This window comes from Rhodococcus sp. IEGM 1372, from assembly GCF_030056835.1.
GTDB lineage: Bacteria > Actinomycetota > Actinomycetes > Mycobacteriales > Mycobacteriaceae > Rhodococcoides.
Genome location: NZ_JASHKS010000004.1, coordinates 165,412 through 186,529, shown reverse-complemented (window position 1 = coordinate 186,529; position 21,118 = coordinate 165,412). Strand labels below are relative to the sequence as shown.

The following is a 21,118-nucleotide window of genomic DNA, read 5'->3' as shown; positions in this document are numbered from 1 at the left end:
GATCCACGTGCACAACCGGCGAGCTCGGCATTCGTCACGACGACGCGATCACCGACTCCGCCCGTTCGATCAACGATGCCAGAGCGGTGTTCAGCCCCTCCGCACCGAGGGCGGGCAAGATCCCCGGAACCAGTGCCGACAGAGTGACCGTCACCAGAGCCTGCGGCTTCATCGCCGAGCCCATCGTTGCCGACATCTGAGCCAGTTTGGCGTGCAGAGCCGCGAAACCGACCGTCGTCGACTCGTGTTCGAGTGCCACCGCATCGGGTGCGACGGCCGCTGCGCGGGCAACGAGATCGGGCAGATCGTCCACCGTCTTGGGCTTGGTTCGCGGTGCGAACTCCGCTTTCTCCTCCTCGGAAAGGATGTCGATGGACCGCAGCACCACATCCGGATCCGAGACCACGGCATTCAGAATCCGCAGCAGCCGATCTGCGAACGTCGCGATCGACGACTCGTCGAGGATCGCCGTCGCGTAGGTGAACGTCGCCTCGATGTCGCGCAGTGCTCCGGTGTCGTCGAATTTTTCGACGGCGGTCAGCTGCAGATCGAACTTGGCCTGGTCGTCGCCCGCGGGCAGGGCCTGCACGTGCAGACCCGGCAACTCGAACGACCCGGTCACGTGGTTCTGGAACGTCAGCATCGCCTGGAACAGCGGAGTGTAGGCACTCGACCGCGCCCGGCCCAGTGCGTCGACGAGCCGCTCGAACGGGACGTCGGCGTGGCCGAACGCTGCCAGATCCTTGTCCTTGGCCTGCTGCAGCAGCTCGGCGAACGTGCCGCTCCGATCGAGTCGAGTTCGCAGCACGAGCGTGTTGACGAACATGCCGACGAGCTCGTCGAGTTGCTGTTCACCGCGACCGGCAGTGGGTGTGCCGATGCTGATGTCGGAGGAGTTGCTCAGCCTCGAGAGCAGCACGGCGAAGGCACTGTGCACCACCATGAACGTCGTCGCGGAGTGTTCGCGAGCGATCTTCTCGATCGCCGATGCGATGTCGGAACCGAACGAGAATTCGTACGAGGCACCCTGCATCGTCGGGCGAGGCGGTCGCGGCCGATCCAGCGGAAGCGCCAACTGTTCCGGCGCACCTGCCAACTCGGTCGTCCAATACGCCAGTTGCTTCGCTAGTGGACTCTCGGGATCGTTCTCGCTGCCGAGCACGTCACGCTGCCACAGCGCGAAGTCGGCGTACTGGACCGGCAGCGGAGTCCATGCCGGCATCTCCCCCGCAATCCGAGCGGTGTACGCCACCATGACATCGCGGATCAGCGGACCCATCGAGAAACCGTCGGCAGCGATGTGGTGTGCCACCACGGCGAGCACGTGCTCGTTGTCGGCGACCTGCAGCAACGCAGCACGCACCGGGACCGACTTCGTGACGTCGAACCCGGCACCGAGGGTTTCGGTCAGGCGGGAGATCACTGCATCCGGTTCCACCCGCTCGGGCGTCAGATCGACCCCTACCTCGGCGACGGAAACGATCTGCTGCACCGGCCCGTCCACAGAATCCGGGTATGCCGTGCGCAGAATTTCGTGGCGCCCCAGAACGTCGTCGAATGCCCCACGCAGCGAGTCGACGTCGAGTGCGCCGGTCAGCCGGACCGCGACAGGAATGTTGTACGCCGAGGAACCGGGGTCGATCCGGTTGATCGTCCACATTCTTTCCTGAGCGATCGAGAGTGGAAGCAGATCGGGTCGCTCACGAACGGTCAGTTCTCGGCGCGCACCGCCCCCGACGAGCGGGGCGATGTGGGCGGCCAGGCCTGCGACGGTGGACGCCGCGAACACTGCTCGCACCGGAATCTGGGCGTCGAGAGCCTGGCCCAGCCGCGAGACCAATTGCGTTGCGACCAATGAGTTTCCGCCGAGCGCGAAGAAATCGTCGTCGAGTCCGGCACGGTCCAGACCGAGCAGTTCCGCCACGGTGGCCGCGACGATCTCTTCGACCGGAGTGACCGGGGCGCGGAACTCGGCAACCTCGAACTGCGGTGCCGGAAGTGCCCGTCGATCCAGTTTGCCGTTGGCGTTGAGCGGAAGGGCATAGAGGACGACGAATGCTGCCGGAACCATGTACGACGGCACGGCGCGGGCGAGTTCGGCTTCGACACTCGCCACGTCGAGTACTGCTCCGGACGTACCGACGACGTAGGCGACCAATTGGTCCCCCATCGATTCGCCGGTGTGCACCACGACGGCGGTGTCGGCCACCGTCGCCTGTGTACGCAGGGCTGCCTCGATCTCACCGAGCTCGATGCGGAAGCCGCGAATCTTGACCTGGAAATCGGCACGCTCGATGTATTCGAGGCGGGCCGCGCCCGGTGCGCCGTCGACGACCGGAACCCGCCAGCGCACGAGGTCGCCCGTGCGATACATCCGCGTTCCGTTCGCGTCGAACGGATTCGCCACGAACCGTTCGGCGGTGAGGTCCGCACGCCCGAAATATCCTCGCGCCAGCTGTGCACCGGCGAGATACAGCTCTCCCGTGACTCCGGCAGGAACCGGATGAAGGCGCGAATCGAGCACGAACACGGCGGTGTTTGCCTCGGGCACGCCGATCGGCACGGTGACGGTATCGGCATCGGTGACCGGATGCGAGGTCACCGACACCGCAGCCTCGGTCGGGCCGTAGAGGTTGAACAGCTCGGCGGAACCGTTGTGCCGCCGGAAGTCCTGTGCCACCGCTGCGGGTAGTGCTTCACCGATGGCCAGGACACGTCGCAGATCGGGTGACAGCTCGCCCGCGGCAACGGTGCCGAGCATCGACAACATCGACGGCACCAGATGCAACGTCGTCACCGCATGCCGACGGATCAGCGTGAGCAGGTAGTCGGGATCGCGATGACCCTCCGGGTTCGCGATGACGAGTCGCCCACCCGAGGTCAGTTGCGACCAGAACTCCCACACCGACAGGTCGAATGTCGCTGCGGTCTTGAGCAGAGACGCATCGGTCTCGTCGAGGCCGTACTCCGCGCGCAGCCAGTTCAACTGGTTGACCACTGCGCCGTGCGAGACCGCCACGCCCTTGGGCCGGCCGGTGGAGCCGGACGTGAAGATGACGTAGGCCGTGGTGTCGGCGGAGAGTTCACCGCAGCGCTCGGAGGCCGCGACCGGCGCGGACGAGTAGCCCTCGAGATCGAGTTGCGCCATATCGACGACCGTTGCTGCAGAGGAGATCTCCGGGCCGACAGCACCGGATGTCAGTACGCACAGCGGAGCTGCGGTCTCCAACACCAGCGCGTTGCGCTCGGCCGGCTGATCCGGATCGATCGGGACGTAGGCACCGCCGGCAACGGAGACGGCGTACATGCCCACGAGCAGATCCACCGAACGCCGAATGGCAAGCCCCACCGGCACTTCGGGTCCGACACCCAGACCGATCAGATGACGGGCCAGGCTCGACACCCGCTCGGAGAACTCGCCGTACGTCAGCGTGCCGTCGTCGTGCACGAGTGCAACGGCGTCACCGTTGCGCGCTGCCGAGCCCGCGAACAGATCGGCGAGGGTGGTGCCACCTTCCGAATCGAAGTCGCGGTCGGTGTCGTTCCATTCCTCGACGATGGCGGGCAGCTCACCGTCGAGGAACAGATCGAGATCGCCGATCGGGGTCGCCGGTGCCGCTGTGACAGCGTCGAGCACGGCCTCGAATCGGGCTACGAGCGAACGCGCGGTGCGCTCGTCGAACAGGTCGGTCGCGTAGGTCAACAACGCATCGGCCCCGCCCGACGCCTCGTCGCTGCTCGATGCGTCGGAGACGATCAGATGCAGGTCGAACTGCGAGGTTCCGGTCTCGGTGTCCAGGGCCGAGATGTCCAGTCCGTCGAGCTCGAATTCTCGGCGCGCGAAGTTCTGGAACGAGAAGCCGACCTGGAACAGCGGGTGACGCGCCGTCGACCGAGTGGGGTTGACGACCTCGACGAGCCGCTCGAACGGTATGTCGGAGTTGGCGAAAGCCTGCAGATCGGTTTCCCGAGCCGCGTCGAGGAGGTCTTCGAAGCTCGCTCCGCCCGCCACGTCGAGCCGCAGCACCAACGTGTTCACGAACATACCGACGAGGTTCTCGATCTCCGCTTCGCCGCGACCCGCGATGGGAGTTCCGACGACGATGTCCGACGACCCCGACATGCGCGAGAGCAGCACGGCGAACGCCGCGTGCACGGCCATGAACACCGTCGCGTTGTGTGCGCGTGCCAGTTCGGTCAGTCGAGTGTGCGCGGCTGCGTCGATCCGGAAGTCGACGCGGCTGCCCCGGAAGCTCTGCTCGGCGGGTCGCGGGCGATCGAGCGGTAGTTCGATCTGCTCGGGCAGCTCGGCCAGAGCGCTTTCCCAGTACCGAATCTGCTGCGCAGCAATCGATTCCGAATCCTCCTCGGATCCGAGAACCTGGCGTTGCCACAGCGCGTAGTCGGCGTACTGCACCGGCAACGGTGCCCACGTCGGATCGGAACCACGGGTGCGCGCGGCGTATGCGGTCATCACGTCGGTGGACAACGGCATCACCGACAGACCGTCGGCGCTGATGTGGTGGATTACCATGCCGAGTACGAATTCGGTGTTCGAGACTCGGAAGAGTGCGGTCTTCAGCGGAACCTGGGTGGTGACGTCGAACGTCGCCGACAGGAGCTCCAGAACCCGCGCGGTCACCGACTCCGCGTCGGTGTCGATCACCTCGAGGGTGGTGGGCACCTGGGACATCGGCACGATCACCTGATGCGGGCCTTCGGGTGAATCCGGATAGACCGATCGCAGAGTCTCGTGACGCTCGATCACGTCGGAGACGGCCCGCTGCAACGCGTCGACGTCGAGACGCCCGCTGAGCCGAAGCGCGAACGGGATGTTGTACGCCGTGGACTCGGAATCGAAGCGGTTGAGGAACCACATCCGCTGCTGCGCGAGCGAGAGCGGTACTCGGCTCGGTCGCGTCGATGCCACCAGCGCCGGACGCGCGCCTGCGCCCGACCCCTGCTCGACCCGCGCTGCCAGAGCCGCGACGGTCGGGGCCTCGAACAGTGCGCGGACGGGGACAGTGGTGTCCGCTGCGGCACCCAGCCTGGACACCACCTGCGTTGCCACCAGCGAATTGCCGCCGAGCTCGAAGAAGTCGTCGTCCAGACCGACGCGCTCCACTCCGAGAACCTCGGCGAAGACGTCGGCGACCATCTCCTCCACCGGAGTGGTCGGTGGCCGGAACTCACGCGTGCGCGCAGCCGGTTCGGGCAGCGCTCGTCGGTCCAGTTTTCCGTTGCCGGTCAACGGAATCGCGTCGAGAACCACGAACGCCGAGGGCACCATGTACTCGGGAAGGTGCTCCCCGATCGCTGCCCTGACGACGTCGATGTCGATGGTCGACTCGGCCACGGGCACGACGTAGGCAACCAGGCGTGCTGCACCGGGAGTGTCCTCGCGCACGATCACCGCGGCCTGCCCGACGGCAGGAGCGGACGCGACGGCGGATTCGACCTCGCCCAGCTCGATTCGGAAACCGCGGATCTTGACCTGATCGTCGGCGCGACCGACGAATTCGAGTTCGCCGTCGGTCGACCACCGTGCCACGTCGCCGGTGCGGTACAGGACCGATCCGTCGCCTGCGAAAGGATCGGCGACGAACCTCGTCGCGCTCAAACCGGCTCGACCGAGATACCCGCGCGCAACCTGACCACCGGAGACGTACATCTCCCCCGGCACGCCCGCGGGCACCAGCGACAACCGCGAATCCAGTACGTGCACCGAGAGCCCGGAAATGGCGCGTCCCACCAGAGATCCCGAAGCCTGCGCTGCGGACTGCGCGTCCACGACGCGGTGCGAGACGTGGACGGTGGTTTCGGTGATGCCGTACATGTTGACCAGTTGCGGGGATTCGTCGCCGTGACGATCGAACCAACCGGCCAGTCGTCGCAGTTCCAGTGCCTCGCCACCGAACACGATGTACCGCAACGAATAGTCGCCTGTCGAGCCTGCGGTCCGATCGACCTGATCGAGCTGGTAAAACGCGGACGGAGTCTGATTGAGAACGGTGACGCGCTCACGAACGAGCAGCTCTCGCAACGCTTCCGGCGACCTGGAGGTGAAGTAGTCGACCACGACGACGCTGCCGCCGGTGGTGAGCGGGCCCCACAGTTCCCACACCGAGAAGTCGAACGCGAACGAGTGGAACAGCGTCCACACGTCGTCTCGACCGAAGTCGAAGTGCCGCTCGGTGTTCGCCAACAGCCGTACGACGTTGCGATGCGGAACGAGTACGCCCTTGGGCTTGCCCGTCGAGCCCGAGGTGTAGATCACGTACGCTGTCGCAGCCGCGGTGGCCGGAATCGGATCGGCCACCAACACGTCGCCCATCGTCGAGGCGGTGTCGATATCGATCCGGGGAAGCGCTGCGGGGAGCTTCACGTCCACACCGGTCCACGTCAGGACGGCCACCGGACGAGAATCGGTGAGTACGAACTCGATACGGTCGGCCGGGTAGGACGGATCGATCGGAACGTAGGCACCGCCGGCTTTGAGCACCGCGAGCAGTGCGACGACGAGATCGGCGGTACGCGGCAGCACGACCGCCACCAGCGACTCCGGCCCGACACCCTGGCCGGCGAGAATTTTCGCCAGTGCCGTCGAGGACTCGTCGATCTCTCGGTAACTCCTGGAGGCACCCTCGAACACCACTGCGGGAGCGTCCGGGTCCTCGGCCACCCGAGCGGCGAAGAGATCGACGATCGTGTCGAGCGAATCGGCAACGGCAGGCGCGTCCTGGGCGAGTGCGAGAACACGGCCGCGTTCGGCGTCGTCCATCACGGGGACGTCGCCGATTCGCTGACTCGGATCGCTTGCCACGGATTCGAGGACGCGGATCAGGCGTTCCCCGATGACACGCGCTGTGCTGTCGTCGTAGAGATCGCGAGCGAAGTTGACGTCGACGGTCATGCCGCCGTCGACGTGGTTCTCGGTGAACGTGACCTGAACGTCGAACTTGGCCGTCTCGACGTCGAGATCGACTCCGCGCACGCTCAGGCCGGGGAGTTCGAGCTCGGTCTGCTCCATGTTCTGCACGGTGAGCATCACCTGGACGAGCGGGTGCCGAGCCGCCGACCGCGGTGGGTCGAGTACCTCGACGAGCCGCTCGAACGGCACCTCGGCGTGGGCGAACGCCGACAGGTCGGTCTCGCGTGCCCGAGCCAGCAGCTCGGTGAACGCGCCGCCGTGATCGATGTCGGTCCGCAGTACCAGCGTGTTGACGAACATTCCGATGACGTCGTCGAGTGCGGCCTCACCGCGTCCTGCGACCGGAGTACCGATCGCGATGTCGGTCTCACCGGACAGCCGGGCCAACAGCACGGCGAGCGAGGAGTGCAACACCATGAACAGTGAGCTCTGGTTGGCGCGGGCCACGTCACCGAGGCGTCCGTGCGTGGCTGCGTCGAGGGCCAGCGTGATGTTGCCGCCGCGATACGACGACCTGTCCGGGCGGGCGCGATCGCCGGGGAAGGTGACCTCGTCCGGCAGCGACGCCAATGCCCTCGTCCAGTGCCGAATCTGGTTCGAGACCGGTGACGACGGATCGTCCTCGGAACCGAGAACGGCCTGCTGCCAGAGGGTGTAGTCGACGTAGCGGACGGCGAGCGGATTCCAACCGGGCTCGGTGCCCGCGCTCCGGGCCGCGTACGCGACCATCAGATCCCGAGTCATGGGGCCGATCGAGAAGCCGTCGGCAGCGATGTGGTGGGTGACGAACGCCAGAACGTGGTGGTCCGAGCCCAGCTCGAACAGCGCAGCACGCAACGGCGGCTCCGCGGTGACGTCGAACCCGCCCATCGCCAGCGCCGCCAGCGCCGACGGCAGTTCGCCCGTGGTGGTCGCTGTCGGTACCAGATCCGGAACCACCCGCTCCGCCGGGACGATCACCTGGGAGGCGACGCCGTCGACCTCCGGGTAGACCGTTCGCAGCGACTCGTGCCGCTCGATCACGTCGGCCACTGCTGCGCGCAGAGCGGGGATGTCGAGATCGCCACTGAGCTCGATGGCGACGGGGAGGTTCTCCGTCGCGGACTCCGGGTCGAACCGGTTGAGGAACCACATCCGGCGCTGCGCGAGCGAGAGCGGTACCAGATCCGGCAAATCGGTGCGCACCAGCGGAATTCGACGGCCCGAACCCGAGAGCTCGTCGAGCCTGGCTGCCAGTGCGGACACGGTCGATGCCTCGAATATCGTCCGCACGGTCACCGTGGTGTCGAGTGCAGCGCCGATTCTCGACGCCACTCTCGTGGCGACGAGGGAGTTGCCGCCGAGCGCGAAGAACTCGTCGTCGACACCGACCACATCGATACCGAGAACATCGCGGAAGACCTCGGCCACAACGGTTTCCGACGTCGTTGTCGGTGCACGGAACACACGCTGCTCGATGTTCGGCTCCGGCAGAGCGCGACGATCGAGCTTGCCGTTGGGCGTCAGTGGCAGCGCGTCGAGCACGACGGTCGCGGCCGGGACCATGTAGCTCGCGAGCGAACGCGACGCGAACTCCGTCAGTTCGGCGACGTCGACGGTCCCGCCGACCGTGGGTACGACGTAGGCGACCAGCTGATCGCCCGCGGCAACGGTCTGCCGAACCAGTACGACGGCGGATTCCACGGACGGATGCTTGCGCAGCACGGTCTCGATCTCGCCGAGTTCGATGCGCAGTCCTCGAAGCTTGACCTGGAAGTCGGTGCGGCCCAGGTACTCCAACCGTCCCGAACCGGGGGACGCCGCGCGCCAGCGCACCAGGTCACCGGTGCGGTACATGCGCGAGCCCGGTTCTCCGAACGGGTCGGGAAGGAATCGATCGGCCGTCAGGTCCGTTCGTCCGAGATATCCGCGGGCCAGTTGAACTCCGGCGAGGTACAGCTCGCCGGCAACCCCAGGAGCGACCGGAGACAGTCGAGCGTCGAGGACGTACGTTCTGGTGTTCCACACGGGGACACCGATCGGGACGAGGTCGACGTCCGCCTCCGTCACTGCGTGGTAGGTGACGTCGACGGCCGCCTCGGTGGGGCCGTAGAGATTGTGCAGAGCCACGCCCGGCAGGACGCGACGGAGCCGATCGCCGACCTCGGCGGGCAGCGCCTCTCCTGATGCGAACAGTGTCCGCAGAGAGCCGGCCGCAGGCGACGGCGCAGCTGCCACGACGGAGACGAAGACCTCGAGCAACGACGGTACGAAGTGCGCCGTGGTGACCGACTGTGCCTCGATCGTCTCGAGCAGGTACTGAGGGTCACGATGGCCGTCGGGCTTGGCGATGACCAACGTAGCGCCGATCTGCAACGGCCAGAACAGTTCCCACACCGACACGTCGAACGTGACGGGGGTCTTCTGCAGCACCACGTCCTCGGGACTCAGCTCGTACTCCGACTGCATCCACAGCAGGCGGTTGACGATCGCCTCGTGTGAGACGGCCACGCCCTTGGGCTGCCCGGTCGAACCCGACGTGAAGATGACGTAGGCGGTGTTGGACGGTGCCAGCGCACTGATTCGGTCCGCGTCGGTGATCGGCGCATCGGAGAAGCCGGACAGATCGAGGGTGTCGATATCGAGCACCTCGTAGCCGTCGGCTTCCACCGCGTCACGTGAGGTGGTCAGCACGCAGACCGGTTCCGCGGTTCCGAGAATGTGTGCGATCCGCTCGGTCGGCTGGTCCGGATCGATCGGTACGTACGCACCGCCGGCGGCGATGATGGCGTGAATGCCGACGAGGACTTCCACCGAGCGACGGGCAGCGATGCCCACCGCGCTCTCGGGTCCGACACCGCGGGCGATCAGGAACCGCGCCAGACGGGAGACCCGTTCCTGGAATTCGCCGTAGCCGAGCGTGTCGCCCTCGAAAATCAGTGCGGCGGAGGTCGAGTCGACCTGTCCGGCGAGTGAGGCCAACGTCTGTGCCCGGTCGAGCTCGTGCGCGGTGTCGTTCCACTCCACCAGCACCCGACTGCGTTCGACGGGCTCGAGCAGCTCGATGTCGCCGACCACGGTCGAGAGGTTGTCGGCGACGGCTTCGAGAACCGTGATCAACCGATCGCCCAGCGTGACGACCGTGGCTTCGTCGAAGAGATCGGTGGCGTAGGTGACGTCGACGGTCATGCCCTGCGGAGCACCGCTGGGACCGATCGACTCGACGAACGTGAACTGCAGATCGAACAGCGCGACCAGCGTCTCGAAATCGACACCGGAGACCGACAGTCCCGGCAGTTCGAGATCCTTCTGTCCCAGGTTCTGGAACGCGAGTACCACCTGCACGAGGGGATGCCGAGCCGTGGATCGGGCGGGGTTGAGAATTTCTACCAGCCGCTCGAACGGTACGTCCACGTGGGCCAGAGCCGACAGGTCGGTCTCGCGGGTGTCGGCGAGAACCTGGTCGAATCGCCGCGACGTGTCGATCTCGGTGCGCAACACCAGCGTGTTGACGAACATGCCGATCAAGTCGTCGAGGGCGGCCTCACCGCGACCGGCGACCGGGGTGCCGATCGCGATGTCGGCCTCGCCGGACAACCGCGACAGCAGTACGGCCAACGAGGTGTGCACCACCATGAACAGCGAGGCGTTTTCTGCTCTGGCGGCATCGATCAGCGCGCGGTGCAGATCTTCGTCGATGGAGAAACGTACGAGCGCGCCACGGTTCGACGCCACGACAGGCCGCGGTCGGTCGGACGGCACGTCGAGCTGATCCGGAAGGCCGGCCAGAGTGGCTGTCCAGTAGTCGATCTGCTGCGAGACGACCGACTGCGGGTCGTCCTCGGAACCGAGTACTTCGCGCTGCCAGAGGCTGTAATCGGCGTAGTCGACCGGCAGCGGAGACCAGAAGGGCTCCTGGTTCAGCGAGCGAGCCGCGTACGCGTTCATCACGTCTCGGGTGAGCGGGCCCAGCGAGAACCCGTCGGCCGCGATGTGGTGGACGACGAACACCAGCAGGTGCTCGGTGGGGCTGACCTCGAAGAGTCTGGTTCGGAAGGGCAGGTCCTTCGACAGGTCGAATCCGGTGGTCGCCAGTTCACGCAACGCATCCGCGACCTCGTGCGCGGCGATGTCGACAGGCGTCAGATCCGGTGTGGCCGTGGCTGCGTCGACGATCACCTGATGCGCGGTTCCGTCGGTCTCCGGGAACACCGTGCGCAGGGACTCCTGCCGAGCCACGACGTCCGCGACCGCGATCTGCATTGCGCGACGGTCCAGCAGACCGGACAGTCGCACGGCGATCGGGATGTTGTTGGCTGCCGATTCGACGTCGAACTTGTTCAGGAACCACATCCGCTGCTGCGCGAGCGACAACGGAATGTGTTGCGGCCGTTGCTGAGGCACCAGCGGCGGACGGCTTCCGGTGGCGACCAGTGTGCCCAACCGCGCGGCCAGATCGGCCACCGTGGAGGTGTCGAACAGCTCTCGAACCGCAATTCGAGTGTCCATGGCGACGCCCAGTCGCGACACCAGTTGTGTTGCGATGAGGGAGTTTCCGCCGAGCTCGAAGAAGTCGTCGTCGAGACCGACGCGCTCGACTCCGAGGACCTGGGCGAAGACCTCCGCAACGGTGCGTTCGATGTCGTTGGTCGGTTCCCGGTACTCGGTCACCTCGAAAGCGGGATCGGGCAGAGCCTTGCGGTCGAGCTTTCCGCTGGCACCGAGCGGAAACTCCTCGAGCACGATCAGCGTCGACGGCACCATGTACTCAGCGAGTCGAGAGCGCAGGGCACCGAGGACGGCTCCGGTCTCCACCGAGGCACCGGACGGTACGACGTACCCGACGAGTTGGTCGTTGCGGACCACGACGACTGCCTGGGAGATGGAGCGTTGTGCCAGCAATGCGGATTCGATCTCGCCGAGTTCGATGCGCAGGCCGCGCAGCTTCACCTGGAAATCCGAACGACCCACGTACTCCAGTTCGCCGTCACGGTTCCACCGCACCACGTCGCCGGTCCGATAGAGGCGCTGCCCGCCCGTTGCGAACGGATGTGCCACGAAGCGATCCGCGGTCAGGTCGGGGCGGCTCACGTAGCCGCGAGCCAGCTGTGTACCTGCGAGATAGAGCTCACCTGCGACACCGACGGGAGTGGGATTCAGTCGCGAGTCGAGCACGTACACGGCGGTGTTCCACACCGGCGCACCGATGGGCATCACGTCCGAATCCTCGTCCGTGACAGCGTGATAGGTCACGTCGACGGCGGCCTCCGTCGGGCCGTAGAGGTTGTGCAGCTCGACTCCCTTGACAGCTCGGCGCAGTGCACGAGCCGTGGTGGGAGCCAGCGCCTCGCCGGATGCGAACACCAGCCGCAGTGTGGCACCCGATGCTCGGCGGCGCTCCACCTCGGGGACGAAGACGGACATCATCGACGGCACGAAGTGCACCACCGAGACATGTTCGCGCGCAATGACGTCGAGCAGATACATCGCGTCGCGGTGACCGTCCGGAACAGCGATGGCGACCGATGCGCCGTTCTGCAGAGCCCAGAAGAACTCCCACACCGAGACGTCGAAGGTCGACGGAGTCTTCTGCAGCACCACGTCGTCGGCGTTCAGCCGATACTCGTGCTGCATCCACAGCAGGCGGTTGACGATCGCCTCGTGCGAGACCCCGACCCCCTTGGGGCGACCTGTCGATCCCGACGTGAAGATCACGTAGGCGATGTTCGAGGGCCGCAGCGGGGCTGCACGGTCGGCATCGGTCAACGGCGTCGAGGACAGGTCCGACACGTCGAGTGTGTCGATGTCGATCGTCTCGACGCCGGCGAACTCCACGTGATCTCGCGTGGTGGACAGCACTCGGACCGGTGCGGCCGTGGCCACGATGTATTCGTTGCGATCGGCCGGCTGCGTCGGATCGATCGGAACGTACCCGGCTCCGGCCTTGACGATCGCGTACATGCCCACGAACAGGTCGAGGCTGCGTCCGATGGCGAGCCCCACGAGGGAGTCGGGTTCGACACCGGTCGACACCAGATGTCGCGCAAGACGATTGGCTCTCGCCGCGAACTCCGCATACGTCAGCCGCTCCCCCTCGAACACCAGAGCCGGTGCATCGGGGGTCCGGTCGACCTGACGGTCGAACAGGTCGACCAACGTCACCTGCTTCGGCACGTCGTGTTCGGTCCGGTTCCACGCCGTGACGACGCGCTCGCGCTCGCCGTCGTCGAGTAGGTCGATGTCTCCCACCGACAGCGAGGGATCTGCGACCACGGCCGTGAGCATCCGCACGAAGCGTTCCGCAAATCCTCGGACCGTCGCGGCGTCGAAAAGATCGGTCGCGTAGGTCAACTCGGCTGCCATGCCCTGTCCGCGACCGTCCACTCCGATGGACTCGGTGACGGTCAGCTGCAGGTCGAACTTGGCCACCTCGGCATCGAGGGCGACGCTGTCCACCGACAGTCCGGGTAGGTCCACGTGCGTACGGGTGAGGTTCTCGAACGAGAGCATCACCTGGAACAGCGGGTGCCGAGCCTGCGACCGGGACGGGTTCAGCACCTCGACCAAGCGCTCGAACGGCAGATCGGCGTGCCCGAACGCACCGAGCGCGACCTCGCGGGCGCGGCCGATCTGCTCCGAGAACGTGCGACCCGACTCGATGTCGGTGCGCAGCACGAGGGTGTTGACGAACATGCCGACCACGTCGTCCAGGGCTGCGTCGCCGCGGCCTGCGACCGGGGTACCGATCGCGATGTCCTCGGTGCCGGACAGGCGCGCGAGCAGTACCGCCAGAGCGGCGTGCACGACCATGAACAGCGATGCGTTGTGCGTGTGAGCCAGCGAGGACAGGCCTCGGTGGACCTCGGCCGGTACCTCGAATCGGATCGACGATCCCTGGTACGACTGACGATTCGGGCGCGGCCGATCGGTCGGCAGGTCCAGCTGGTCGGGCAGACCGGCAAGCATGTCGGCCCAGTAGTCGACCTGACCGGAGATCAGCGATTGCGGATCGTCCTCGGAGCCGAGAACCGAACGCTGCCACAGGCTGTAGTCGGCGTACTGCACCTCGAGCGGCATCCACGCCGGGTTCTCCCACGCGGTGCGTGAGGCGTACGCGATCATGAGATCGCGGGCCAGTGGACCCATCGACCAGCCGTCGGCCGAGATGTGGTGCACCACCATGGCGATGACGTGCTCGCGAGGACCGATCTCGAAGAGGCGAGCCTGAATCGGAACGTTGACCGTCACGTCGAACGTCGTCGACGCAAGCGTGAAGACCTGCCGCTGGATATCGGTCGCGGACGTCGGAACCGGCATCAGGTTCGGCACCGTCTGCGCGGCGTCGAGGATGGTCTGCTGCGGGCCGGCCGCGGTGTCCGGGTAGACCGTGCGCAGCGATTCGTGGCGGTCGATGACGTCCATGATCGCCACCTGTAAGGCGGCGACGTCGAGTTCGCCGGTCAATCTCAGTGCGAACGGAATGTTGTACGCGGTCGAATCGGCGTCGAATCGATTGAGGAACCACATACGCTGCTGCGCGAGTGAAAGCGGAATGCGCTCGGGCCGCACGGTTGCAACGAGCGCGACGCGGCCGCCCTCCCCTGCGGCCTGCTCCACCCGTACCGCGAGCAGCGCTACGGTCGATGCCTCGAACAGCATGCGCACCGGCACGGTCGCGTCGAGAGCGACTCCCAGGCGCGAGACCACCTGCGTGGCGATCAGCGAGTTACCGCCGAGCTCGAAGAAGTCGTCGTCGAGACCCACGCGTTCCACGCCGAGAACGTCGGCGAAGACGTCGGCGACGATCTCCTCGATCGGTGTCGTCGGGGCGCGGAACTCGCGCACCTCGAACACCGGAGCCGGCAGTGCCCGGCGATCGAGCTTGCCGTTGACGGTCAGTGGGATCGCGTCGAGCACGACGAAAGCCGACGGCACCATGTACTCGGGAAGTACCTCTGCGATACCGGTTCTGATGTCTTCGATGTCGACGATCGGCCTGCCCTCGACCGCGGCGGACACCACGTAGGCGACCAGTCGAGCTGCACCGGGCGAGTCCTCGCGCACGACCACGGCGGCCTGGGTGACGGTGGGCTGAGCGGACACCGCCGCCTCGACCTCACCCAGTTCGATGCGGAATCCGCGCACTTTGACCTGGTCGTCGGAACGTCCGAGGTACTCGAGTTCGCCTGCGGCGTTCCACTGTGCGAGGTCACCGGTTCGGTACAGCAGCGATCCCTCGTCGGCTCCCGACGCGAACGGGTTCGCCACGAAGCGGACCGACGTCAGTTCCCGGCGACCGAGGTAACCGCGGGCGAGTTGTCCACCGGCGACGTACATTTCGCCGGGCACTCCGACCGGAACCGGATGCAGGCGAGTGTCCAGTACGAATACCCGCAGCCCGGCGATCGGCTTACCGACCACCGACGCACTGGTCTCGACGGACGCGGCATCGAGCGCACGGTAGGACACGTGCACGGTCGTCTCGGTGATGCCGTACATGTTGACGAGCTGGGGCGCACTGTGCCCGTGCCGTTCGAACCAGCCGGTCAGCCGTCGTTGTTCGAGGGCTTCACCGCCGAAGATCACGTACCGCAGCGCCAATTCGCCGTGCGCGGTCGCCGTCGTGCGATCGGCCTCGGAGAGCTGATAGAACGCCGACGGCGTCTGGTTGAGCACCGTGACCTGCTCGTCGACGAGCAGTCGGTGGAATGCCTCCGGCGACCGTGAGGTGAAGTAGTCGACGACGACCAACGTGCCGCCGTAGAGCAACGGGCCCCACAGCTCCCACACCGAGAAGTCGAACGCGTAGGAGTGGAACATCGTCCAGACGTCGTCGGCACCGAAACCGTAGACCGAATCGGTGTTGTCGAGCAGCCGAACGACGTTGCGATGCGGAACCATCACGCCCTTGGGACGGCCCGTCGAACCCGAGGTGTAGATGACGTAGGCGACGTTGTCGGGCCGCAGCGGAGCAGTCCGATCCTCGTCGGTGACGGGATCGTCGGACACCGAGGACAGCTCGACGGTGTCGATATCGAGCAACGCTGCGCCGGTACGTGATTCGACGTCGGACGGCAGTTCGACTCGGTCCGAGCCGGACAACAGAACGGTGGTGGGCCGAGCATCGTCGAGCATGTACTCGACCCGGTCGAGTGGGTAACTCGGATCGACGGGGAGGTATCCACCGCCGGCTTTGATCACTGCGACGAGCGCGACGACCAGTTCCGCCGACCGAGGAAGTGCTACGGCGACCAGGCTTTCGGGGCCGACGCCGTGCGAGACGAGAACGCGCGCAAGGCGATTGGACTGCGCATCGAACTCCGCGTAGGTCATCGACGAGCCACCGAACCGCACCGCGACGGCGTCCGGGTGATTCGCGGCAGCTGCATCGAGCAGATCCACCAGGGTCAGCTCTCGTGAGACGTCGTCTCCCGAGACGTTCCACTGCGACACCACGGCACGGTGCTCCGCGGCGTCGACGATCGTGACGTCCCCGACCGGCACTGTCGCGTCCGTGGTGACCGCGTCCAGAATCGCCAGGAAGCGACGCGCGAAGCTCTCGACGAGATCTTCGTCGAACAGATCCGTTGCGTACTCGAACACCGCATCGATACCCGCGGGCGCTCCGTCGTCGAGGTGCTCGGTCAGCCACAGCTGTATGTCGAATTTGGCGATGGGAACATCGAATTCGGCGGCTTCCGCGCGCAGGCTGCCGACGGTGAGCTCGCGAGACATCGCCGATTCGAGTGAGATCGCGACCTGGAACAGCGGGTGCCGAGACGTCGAGCGGACCGGGTTCAGCACCTCGACGAGGCGCTCGAACGGCACGTCTGCATGCGCGAACGCGGACAGATCCGTGTCACGTACGCGCGAGAGCAGATCCTCGAACGTCAACGCCGGATCGACCTCGGTGCGCAGTACGAGCGTGTTGACGAACATGCCGACCAGGTCGTCCAGCGCGGGCTCTCCCCGACCGGCCACGGGCGCACCGATGGCGATGTCGGTGGTACCACTGAGCCGAGCGAGCAGCAGCGCGTACGCGGATTGCATGACCATGAACAGCGAGGCGTTGTTCGCTCGGGCCAGGTTCGCCAGCGAGGCATGCAGATGCGCCGGAACGTCGACCCGGAGCTTGCTGCCCGCATTCGAGGACACGGCGGGCCGTGGCCTGCTCGACGGCAGCGCCAGTTGATCGGGCAGATCTTCGAGAGTCGCGCTCCAGTAGGCGATTTCGCGCGACGCCAGAGACAATGGATCGGTCTCGGGACCGAGCACCGCTCGTTGCCACAACGCGTAGTCGGCGTACTGGACCTCGAGAGGGGTCCACTCGGGTGCGCGCCCCTTGACGCGGCTCGAGTACGCCACCAGCACGTCCCGCGCCAGCGGGCCGAACGACGCGCCGTCGGCGGCGATGTGGTGGAGCACCATCGCGAGTTCGTGTTCGGTCGGTGAGATCTCGAAGAGTGCGATGCGGAACGGTGTATCGACCGTGACGTCGAATCCCTTGGCGACCAGTTCGTGCAGCCGGCCACCCAGTTCGTTGCGTTCGATGCGGACCGGCAGGATCGTCGCCGGAGTCCGTGCGGCCGTAAGCACGACCTGTTCCGGTGAGCCGTCCACTTCGGGGTAGACGGTGCGCAGCGTTTCGTGTCGATCGACGACGTCGGCGAATGCGGCAGACAACGCCACCACGTCCAGCGGGCCGGTCAGACGAACGGAGAACGGCAGGTTGTACGCCGCGGTGGTCGGGTCGAAGCGGTTGAGGAACCACATCCGCTGTTGCGCAGGTGAGAGCGGAATACGCTCGGGGCGTTCCCGCGACTCCAGAACCGGGGTGTCCGCCCCGAGCCGGGCCGCCGATTCGGCCCTGGCCGCGAGTGCGCCGACCGTGGGAGCCTCGAACAGCTCACGGACACCGAGTCGCACACCGAGAGCGCTGCCGACTCGCGTCACCAATTGCGTGGCGATCAGAGAGTTACCACCGAGCTCGAAGAAGTCCTCGTCCAGACCGACCTTGGAGGCTCCGAGCAGATCCTCGTAGATGCCCGCGACGACGTACTCCGCTCGGCTCTGCGGGGCCCGGTACTTCTTCGCACTGCTGAACACCGGTTCCGGCAACGCTTTTCGGTCGAGCTTGCCGCTGGTGTTCAGCGGCAGGGCGTCGAGGACGACGACCGCTGCAGGCACCATGTACGACGGTAGGGCGTGACCGGCGAACTCGATCGCCGCGGCCGACTCGATGGATCGCCCGGGAGCCGCGACCACGTACGCCACCAACTGATCACCGGTGACCGTCTGGACCACCAATACCACTGCCTGCGAGATGGATTCGTTGGCGAGCAGAACCGTTTCGATCTCGCCGAGCTCGATGCGTTGGCCGCGGAACTTGACCTGGAAATCGGTTCGTCCGATGTAGTCCAGCACGCCGTCGCTACGCCAGCGCACGAGGTCACCGGTGCGGTACATCCGCTCGCCGCCGGTGCCGAAGGGGTTGGCGACGAAGCGATCCGAGCTCAGATCCGGTCGGCCCACGTAGCCGCGCGCCAACTGGACTCCGGCGAGGTACAGCTCGCCCGATTCGCCGATCGGGGTGGGTCGCAACCGACCGTCGAGAACGAAGGCCCTGGTGTTCCACTCCGGGACACCGATCGGGACGGTACGGGTGTCCTCCGGTCCGCTGGGGTGATAGGTGACCGAGACCGCGGCCTCGGTGGGGCCGTAGAGATTGTGCAGCCCCGCCGAGCACAGCGCACGGAACGACGCTGCCGTCTCGACCGGCAGTGCCTCACCGATGACGAACACGTGGCGCAGCGAACTGCAGGTGCCCATCGGCGCATTGGCCACGAACACCGTCAGCATCGACGGCACGAAATCGGTGACGGTGACCCGATGTTCGGCGATCTTGTTGGCCACGTAGACCGAGTCTCGATGCCCGTCGGGGGTGGCGAGCACCATCGTCGCGCCGACGCGCAGCGGTAGGAAGAATCCCCAGAGCGAGACGTCGAAGGTGGTGGCCGTCTTCTGCAGATAGACGTCGGATGCGTCCATCGGATACTCCGAGAGCATCCACTCCATCTGGTTGTGGATGGCCGCGTGTTCGACCGCGACACCCTTCGGCCGTCCGGTGGAACCGGAGGTGTAGATCACGTACGCAGTATTCGAAAGTCGAAGTGGCGCAGTGCGTTCGACATCCCGAACGGGTGCCGTGGACCTCGCGGCACAGTCGACGAGATCGACCGCAACCGTCTCGGTTCCCTCGTGCAGCGCCACGTCGTCGCGGGAGGAGATCAGCACGCACCGCGGCTGCGCGGAATCCAGAATGTAGGCCGTGCGATCCGCGGGGTGGTCGGGGTCGATCGGCACCCAGGCACCGCCCGCCGCGACGATCGCGTACATGCCGACGACGAGGTCGAAAGAACGGCGAATCGACAGTCCGACGAGCGTCTCGGGACCCACACCCATGTCGATCAGGTGGCGGGCGAGGCCGTTCACGCGCGCCGAGAGGTCACCGTAGGTCAGCGCCTCGCCCTCGTACACCAGGGCTGTCGCATCCGGGTTCGCGGCCGCGGCTGCCTCGAATGCAGAGAGCAGAGTCCGTGGTTCGGTCTCGTGCTCGGTGTCGTTCCACCGGTCCACGACCTGCTCGCGTTCGAGACCGTCCGTCAGTGCCAGATCCCATACCGCGTCCTTCGGTCCCGACGCCACGAAACGGGCGAAGAAATCGACGAAGCGTTCGTGGTTCCGGCCGGCTTGTTCCGGTCCGTACAGATTGGGGTTGGACTCGAAGTCGATGTGCGTGGTGGACCCGGCGACGCTGGTGTAGAGATTGAGCCCGAAATCCTCGATGAGGCCGGTCGAGAGAATGTTGATGCCGCCGACCATCGAACCGAGGCGCACCTCACCGAAGAACAGCATGATGTTGACCCACGGGCCGAAGAACGAGGCCTGACCACTGGCCGAGCCTGCATCGCGCCGGATGTCCTCGTGCCGGTAACGCTGGTGGCGCAGGGCCCCGGAGACCTCGGCGTTGACGCGCGCGAAGAGGGTCTCGACGGTGGTGTCTCCCGACACGTCGAGCCGCAGGGGAACGACGTTGGAGACCATGCCGCCGGAACGGCGAAGTACAGCGGTGGTGCGTGCGGTGACCGGCAGCGACAGTACGACGTCTTCTCGTCCGGTCATCTGGGCGAGGTAGGCAGCGAAGCCGGCGATGACGATGGTTGCCATCGTCGTGTCCGTCTCGGCACGAAGAGCCTCGAGCCGTTCCATCGTCTCGGTGGACAGAGCTGTGCTGTCGATCTGGCTCTTCGCTGCGGGCGGAGCCGTGTGCCCGGCGAGAGTGGTGACTCCGTCGATGCCGTCGATGCGTGACGCCCAGTACTCGCGGTCGGCCTCGAAACGGGACGAATCACGGTATGCCACGTCGATGTCGTAGACCTTGGTCAGGTCCGATGCCAGATTCTTGCTCGGCTCGGTACCCTCCACCGCTGCGGTGTACAGCTCCGCCGCACGGTTCATGAACGTGACGGCACCGAAACCGTCGAGCACCACGTGATGCACGCGCTCGTACCAGAACCACACGTCGTCCTCGAGGCGCAGGACGATTGCCGCGATGAGTCGGTCGCGGAGAATGTCGATCGGCGCGCTGTAGTCGCCGTGCATCCACGCCAGGGCCGCTGCCCGCGGATCGGCCTCACCGCGCAGATCGAGGTAGTTCAGAGAGTCGTCGAGAGTGGGGTCGACGATCTGCCGGGGCTCGGCGTCGACTTCGACGATGCGCACGAATCCGGATTGCAGTTCGAGTGCCGCCTGCGAGGATGCTCGGCGAAGCAGCTCCACGTCGAGGTCGCCGTGCAGTTCGATGTACTGGGCGATGTTCGCGGGTACCGAGGGGTCCACGTGCTGCGCGAACCACATTCCCAATTGGGCCGGTGACAGTGGGAACGACGAATGCTCGGAACTGCCGACTCCGTCGTCGTGTCCAGCACCTTCCACACCTAGCGGGTCCAATCGAAGCCTCTCTTTCCCACAATCACACGCGCCCCCACCGGCTGCCACACGGGCAGCGATCGGCAGGCACCGAACACATCGAGCAAGTTGCTTACTTCGTTCTCTATTTTCTCACCGGAAACAACTCGAAGTTACCTTTCAGTACATATCCGTCCGTATGTACCGGACCGTTACAAGTCGATACCCGATCCGAGCTCA

Annotated in this window: 1 protein-coding gene; it reads right to left on the bottom strand. The window is 66.0% G+C overall.

The annotated features are described in order from the left end of the window. Window positions 1-34 precede the first annotated feature (34 nt). Window positions 35-20,905 carry a non-ribosomal peptide synthase/polyketide synthase gene (locus QM590_RS07280; RefSeq protein ID WP_269594371.1) on the bottom strand — a complete coding sequence of 6,957 codons (20,871 nt, stop codon included), beginning with the start codon at window positions 20,903-20,905 and terminating at the stop codon, window positions 35-37. Window positions 20,906-21,118 lie beyond the last annotated feature (213 nt).